The 6,368-nt window shown below is 39.2% G+C and carries 6 protein-coding genes and 2 pseudogenes; 5 read left to right on the plus strand and 3 right to left on the minus strand.

The window, feature by feature from the left end; all coding sequences use genetic code 11:
• Window positions 1-55: 55 nt before the first annotated feature.
• The 5 genes and pseudogenes from AB6C75_RS22395 to AB6C75_RS22415 form a co-directional block, all read left to right on the plus strand.
• Window positions 56-829, plus strand: a pseudogene (locus AB6C75_RS22395) (PQQ-dependent sugar dehydrogenase); the annotation flags it as partial.
• A 448-nt stretch (window positions 830-1,277) separates the two neighbouring features.
• Window positions 1,278-1,487, plus strand: coding sequence for a cold-shock protein (locus AB6C75_RS22400; protein WP_004731543.1), 210 nt, complete (start codon window positions 1,278-1,280; stop codon window positions 1,485-1,487).
• A gap of 72 nt (window positions 1,488-1,559) precedes the next feature.
• Window positions 1,560-2,093 (plus strand): annotated as a pseudogene (locus tag AB6C75_RS22405) (site-specific integrase); the annotation flags it as partial.
• A 99-nt stretch (window positions 2,094-2,192) separates the two neighbouring features.
• Window positions 2,193-3,365 carry an AAA family ATPase gene (locus tag AB6C75_RS22410; protein ID WP_372109321.1) on the plus strand — a complete coding sequence of 391 codons (1,173 nt, stop codon included), beginning with the start codon at window positions 2,193-2,195 and terminating at the stop codon, window positions 3,363-3,365.
• A gap of 14 nt (window positions 3,366-3,379) precedes the next feature.
• A complete protein-coding gene (locus AB6C75_RS22415) occupies window positions 3,380-4,261 on the plus strand; it encodes a DUF4435 domain-containing protein (RefSeq protein ID WP_157935041.1) in 882 nt (293 codons plus the stop codon).
• A gap of 178 nt (window positions 4,262-4,439) precedes the next feature.
• On the opposite strand, the gene AB6C75_RS22420 is transcribed toward AB6C75_RS22415, so the two are convergent.
• From AB6C75_RS22420 to AB6C75_RS22430, 3 genes are all read right to left on the minus strand, one after another.
• Window positions 4,440-5,666 carry a DUF3644 domain-containing protein gene (locus AB6C75_RS22420; protein ID WP_372109323.1) on the minus strand — a complete coding sequence of 409 codons (1,227 nt, stop codon included), beginning with the start codon at window positions 5,664-5,666 and terminating at the stop codon, window positions 4,440-4,442.
• Window positions 5,667-5,761: 95 nt separating this feature from the next.
• Entirely contained in the window at window positions 5,762-6,091 is a 330-nt protein-coding gene (locus AB6C75_RS22425) for a hypothetical protein (protein ID WP_102250432.1), read from the minus strand.
• 16 nt (window positions 6,092-6,107) lie between these two features.
• Entirely contained in the window at window positions 6,108-6,275 is a 168-nt protein-coding gene (locus AB6C75_RS22430) for a hypothetical protein (protein ID WP_157935042.1), read from the minus strand.
• Window positions 6,276-6,368 lie beyond the last annotated feature (93 nt).

Genomic DNA, 6,368 nt, shown 5'->3' on the forward strand with positions numbered 1-6,368 from the left:
CTTTGAAAAGCAAAATGTCGCTTAGCTAAGTGTCCAGTCTGACTGGAGCAGATCAGACGTCGATGGTGAAGGCGTAACGACACTCGCTTCTGCTAATTACAGCAATAATGAAGTTACCAATTGGACAGACGTGTTTGTGTCGAAATCCAGAACGGACACCGGACGTCACTTTGGTAGCCGTATCACCTTTGATGATAGCCACCTGTATTTTTCAATCGGCGACCGTGGTGATCGAAACAACGGCCAAGACACCATGACTCACGCCGGATCAATATTACGATTGAATGCTGATGGAAGCACACCAAGCAATAACCCATTCTCGGATAACAGCAAGGTACTCAATGAGATTTGGAGCTATGGCCATCGTAATCCACAAGGTCTTTTTTATGATTTCCCGACACAGAAGCTGTGGTCGATTGAACACGGCCCGCGAGGTGGTGACGAATTCAACCTAATTAAAGCAGGTGCCAACTACGGGTGGCCAGTGACCTCACACGGTAAAGAGTACTGGGGCCCAATTAGCGTTGGCGAGTCTAAAACCAAAGATGGTATTGAAGCACCGAAAAAAGTCTATGTCCCTTCAATCGCTCCGGGCAGCTTGATTGTTTACCAAGGTGACAAATACCCAGAGTTGAAAGGAAAGCTGCTGGCCGGCGCGCTTAAACTTACCCACATCAATATTGTGACAGTCAATGGACAAGGTGAGGCAATTAAAGAGGAACGTATTTTAGAAGATTTAGGCGAGAGGATAAGAGACATTGAAACTTCACCAAGCGGTGACATCTTTTTCAGTACCGATAATGGCAACCTGTATCGCTTGAAAAAGTAGTCAAAAGCTCGTTCCAATAGAAGCATGATGCTTAAAGTGAGATGTATAAATATAAGCCGTTAAAATTGGGGCCAGGCACCAATTAGCGGCTTAATAATTTGGAAAATAAATGTGCCAAAACAGTGCAATCACTCCAAATTCGTCATCAATTCCGACCACCTTTTTCACAAAAACTACAACAAATCACCATACAACTGTAACTCCATGATATTTAAGGAATGCAAAGTTTGACTACCCCCAAGTTTCTGCAACCTTTCACTATGGATTCGATTGACTATCCCCTAATTTGATTTAGACTTCATCTCGGCTAGAAAGAAAGTTCTTTGTATATAAACATTTCGTTGGATTACTAGTAACCCCGTTGTGTTGTACGCAATAGCAATAAACTTTTCCGCGCTATCAGTGCCACAATTGGCTCAAAATAAAAATTTAATTTTAGGATATCATCATGTCTAACACAGTTACTGGTAAAGTAAAATGGTTCAACGAAACTAAAGGCTTCGGCTTCATCGAGCAAGAAAACGGCCCAGACGTATTTGCACACTTCTCTGCAATCACAGGCGACGGTTTCAAAACTCTTGCTGAAGGCCAACAAGTTGAGTTCACTGTATCTCAAGGTCAAAAAGGCCCACAAGCTGACAGCATCAAAGTACTTTAATTTAGTATTTTAAAGCTTTCTAAAAATAGCCAGCCTCTGCTGGCTATTTTTTTACCCGCTATTCAGAGATTTAAGGTAACAAGACGCCCTACGACCGATGAAATAGACCGGTTAAAAGAAGCACTAGAAGAACGCGAGCAGCGTAGAGAAAACAAAATCCCATACTCCATGCTTCTAGACTTCAGCATCCTGAGCTGTATGAGAGTAAGTGAAGTGTGTGGTATTCGATGGGAAGACTTAAACGAAGAACTTAGAACAGTGATCGTACGTGACCGAAAAGATCCACGTAAGAAAGATGGTAACCACATGGTCGTTCCTCTACTCGGTGAAGCATTCGATATTGTAATGAAGCAAGATCGTAATGGTGAATTGATATTCCCTTACAACCCACGCTCAGTTGGCCGAGGCTTTGTTAAAGTGTGCCAGAAGGTTGGAATTGATAACCTACGCTATCATGACCTACGCCGTGAAGGTGCAAGCCGCTTGTTCGAGAAAGGCTTTACCATTGAGGAGGTTGCTCAGGTAACTGGCCACAGAAACCTAAATACCTTGTGGCAGGTTTATACCCAGCTGTTCCCGCATAAGTTACATGAACGTAAGATATAAATTATTACCGTAACCGCCTGTTAAGCATGAAGTTGATAATATAAGTGAAGTATTAAGAACAATATGCATGATTGCGTACAATCTACACTTTACGCGTGTATGCTTGATGGTACTATATGCCCAGTTTTCATAAACATACATAAGAAAATGCAATTAAAAATAAATAAAATCTCAATTCAACGACTTTTTGGCTTCTTAAATTATGACCTTCAGTTTGCCGATTCAGAGCAACTAATCATTACTGGTCCAAACGGTTACGGTAAAACGATGATTCTTAAGCTGATTCATCATGCGATATCTAATAATTACTCAGAGTTAGCTAAGATAAAATTTGGTTCTTTTGATATTTTCACTAACTTGGGTCATATCCGTTACTTAAATAGTAATACTGGTCTTCAAGTTGAGTCGTTTCTAAATGAGACGAAGAAAATAATTACACATACCGAATGCCACATATCTCAAGAGACGATCTTTGATAGCACAAAAGCACATTCTATCCTTATTAACTCAATGCGTCTTAACAATGAGTCTGAATCCAACAAAATCATCACACAGCAATGTTCAGATCTAGCAACTAGAATGCAAGAGACGAAAAACAAAACACAAAAGCTAGATACACTTGTTGACGAGTTGTTTTCGTGTCTAACGGGAAAACAAGCATCTACCCGTGAGCAACTGCCTGATATGCTTAAAGAGCGTATAGTTGGCTTACAAGAAAAACTAACCCCTTATGCAAAATTAGGCTTGCTATCAACTTCAAACAAATACCTCAAAATTGAACCACACGAGCTAAGTTGTTTACCTAGCTCTGCGGCAAGCTTGAATGAGAAGTTGAGTGATATCTTCTACGAGGTATCATTAAGTGAAGACTTTATTGGCCGCCTAACATTATTCTCAGAGCTGATTGCATCGAAAAAATTTGCCTTTAAAACACTATTCATTAATCCTGAAGTTGGATTTGGGTTCTTTAATCACTCGAAAGATGACATCCCTCTTGAACTCTTATCTTCTGGTGAGAAGAATCAAGTTTCCATCTTCTTTGACCTCATATTCAATGCGGTAAATGGAACGCTGATATTGATCGATGAACCAGAGATCTCATTACATATAACATGGCAAAAAAGTCTTTTAGGCGAATTTGCAAAAATAGCTAGATTTAATAACTACTCACAACTTATTCTCGCGACACACTCTCCCGACATCATCAATGATGACTGGCATATATCCGTAGATCTATATGATAAACACGAGATTGACACAGGTACTAAGTAGTTATGACAAGCTTAATGAACGCCGCAAACTCTCGTGGTGAAAATACAAAGTTTGCTTCTCTCCTACTGCAAGTTCAGACAAGTAGTGTGGGCGATAAAGTGGTTTTTGTTGTAGAGGGTGATACTGATATAACATTATTCAATATGGTATTGAGAAACGATGAATTTTTCTACTGTACTCCTGCAAGTGGCAAAAACGAGGTAATAGCAGCAGTAACCAATTTGAAAACTCGAATCTCTAACGATGTCTATGGTGTGGTTGATGCAGATTTCGATCACCTACTTGATAATACCTATAACGATATTTTCATGACCGATAAACATGATTCTGAAATCATGATGCTTCATAACGAATTCATGACTGATTTCATTACCGAATATAGCAAGACCGACACATTATATCTTATGAATATAGACGCTATAGGTGATGCACTATTAGGCACTTTAATGGATGCTTGTCACAAAATTGGTCTAGTTAAATTTACATGCAAAACTCTCGGCTTAAATGCAAATTTTAAAGGGATGAATTATGCATCCACTGGGTCAGTTTCGATAAATGAATTCGATGTAACAGTGAACATTGACACTTTAATAGACTGCGTTATTAGTCGAAGTCAGCGAGTCGATACCAGCAATCGTGAAGACATTATCTCTAAATATCGAGAGCTATGTGACGTTGACCACTGCAAGTATCAAACAGCGAATGGTCATGACTTTTGTCAGTTGCTATCGAAAGTATTCAGTCAACCTTTTTCTTCGGACCAAAATGTAAATGCCAAGGCAGTTGAGAGGTATCTACGTAGTAAATACACAAGAGATCGCTTCGAACATACCTCGTTATACACACAGATGATATCTCTTGTCACGAGTGAATCAGAGGCTGGTCAAGTCGCGTAAACGTCTCATATCAGCTCTATTCATTCGATCTTTTAGTAGTCGAACTTAAATAAGTGCGACTACTCCTATAAGTCGAGCAAGTACTACTTATCATATACACCAGTGCTAATATCTAGTGAACTGTGCCTGTAGATAACAAATGCAATACCTCATCACCAGTTTTAAAAGTACTTAGATTTTATACTCTTATTTTTATTTTCTTACTTCGCTTCATTTTGTAACTTTCCAATGCGCTTTCTAGCCAATTTGGCTGACTTAAACTCTTAGCAAACCACTCAATAAATACTTCAGAATAACGGTGCCTTCTGTCGATCTCGTAGTGGTGATTCGAGCGTTTTGAATTCTGAATTTTGTGCTTTTGAAGCACAGCTTGGAAAGAAAAGCTCGTAATTTTCAGGGACTGTCGAAGATTAATTTCAGCAATCGCTGTCTTTTGATGGTAAGGGTGCGTAATGTCTAAATCTTTTGTTTCTCGAATGATGATAGCGTTTTCGCCAGCATCACTAAGACACAACGACAAATCGCTATCAGACTCTTTCTTAGTCAACGCTAATTTGTAGTCAACATCAATCGAAAACTCATCTGAGTCACACTCACGAGCCATCTGAGTAAATTTACCAAGAAAAGTCTTAACCTGGCTTGCCGTCAAGTCACCATAGTTCTCTTTGATGACAGCCACTTCTGGTTCAACTCCATCAACAATTAAGCTTAATAAGCCGACACTTTGACCAGCCAAAGGACTGTTACCCATTATACGTTTATAACGTTTTTGATAATTCAAAACAGTAGATTGAAACAAACGTGAAAGTTGAGGTTGCAGTTCTGGAATAAGAAGGTGAATCGCTTGGTCTCGTAAGTCGATAAGCGTATCTAGATTTTTTGTGATGTTGTCATCCGACTTCATAAGCTTATTCATTGCGTCGCGAACGCTAATGCTAAAATTACTGTCTTTAAAGATTTCTTTCGCGCCTTTAGATTTTACTAGTTCAGACTTAAGCATAAGTTCCCAAGCATTAACCATCATAATAGTAAAAGCTTCAACTCTATTACCCAGAGTTGGACGATTATAGACTTCAAGGGCTAGCGTAAATGCATCATGACTTCTTTTAATTAATTGGTCTGAAAGTATTTCGTCTGACGATTTCTGTTTAGTATTTAAGCTTTGAGACATAAGACTTAAAAAACCTTCATTTGAAAGCTGACAGATACCTTGGCATTTCCACGTCGAACGTGTAATTTTCGAAAGGTACTCCCCTTTCAACTTTTCATTAAAATACTTATTTACTGAGTTAACGGTGTAACCTGTTGAATCAGCGACCTCTTTAACACCGAATACTTGGCCTTTTTTATCTAGGTCACGAAGTACTTCTAATAGTTTAAGCTGTCTACTTTGTTTATCTACCACACTGACACCTCATTAAAGACAAAAACATCAATACCAAACACAATAAAGCCCCCTACAGAGCGCCTTATCAATAAATCGTCACACCAAACTCCAGACTAATTGCGCTTTACTTTTCTTGACCTCCTCAGTCCTCCTTCAGGATCGGATTGTGGTAGCTCATCGATTTCATTACTCAACTCTTCAATCATTTCTGAATCAGGGTTTGTCATTGGTGTGTTTTTTTGACGAGGTCCAATTGAGCTCTTAGGTTCCAGACATGCCGGTTGATCACAATAGTAGCAATCAGCTTGTAATTCACATCCACGGTCGCACGATGTTACCGGAGTCAATAATGCGGACAGTACTTTCTCTTTACAACTTGGGTTAGGGCATTCGTACTCATCGTCTCCTTCAGCACTTTTCCCTAAATAATTAAAATTTCTCATTCTTACCTTTCTTTGATTAGTTGATGTTTTTATTTAAAAACGGATTAACTGTCATTTCTTTCACAGTTACGCTGCCACAAGTTTGCAGTTCGCGTGACTTTTCAATATGAGCGTGATCTCGTGATACTTTTAAAATGGTCACCAAAATCATGACTAGCACGCCCATCGATACAATTATTGTCATTTCTATCAATCTCCAAGAACAAAAAAGGCGACCCTGAGGTCTAATGCCGATCAGTTAAAGCCAAAGTGATCGGTTGAAGGATCCTTCCGAGCT

The organism is Vibrio sp. 10N.237.312.B06 (assembly GCF_041464685.1).
Taxonomy (GTDB): domain Bacteria; phylum Pseudomonadota; class Gammaproteobacteria; order Enterobacterales; family Vibrionaceae; genus Vibrio; species Vibrio tasmaniensis_A.

Excerpts from the sequence above, each read along its gene's own strand:
- AB6C75_RS22425 (WP_102250432.1), bottom strand. The coding sequence starts at position 6,091 with ATGAGAAATTTTAATTATTTAGGGAAAAGTGCTGAAGGAGACGATGAG.
- AB6C75_RS22410 (WP_372109321.1), top strand. The coding sequence starts at position 2,193 with ATGCTTGATGGTACTATATGCCCAGTTTTCATAAACATACATAAGAAA.
- AB6C75_RS22400 (WP_004731543.1), top strand. The coding sequence starts at position 1,278 with ATGTCTAACACAGTTACTGGTAAAGTAAAATGGTTCAACGAAACTAAA.
- AB6C75_RS22415 (WP_157935041.1), top strand. The coding sequence starts at position 3,380 with ATGAACGCCGCAAACTCTCGTGGTGAAAATACAAAGTTTGCTTCTCTC.
- AB6C75_RS22430 (WP_157935042.1), bottom strand. The coding sequence starts at position 6,275 with ATGACAATAATTGTATCGATGGGCGTGCTAGTCATGATTTTGGTGACC.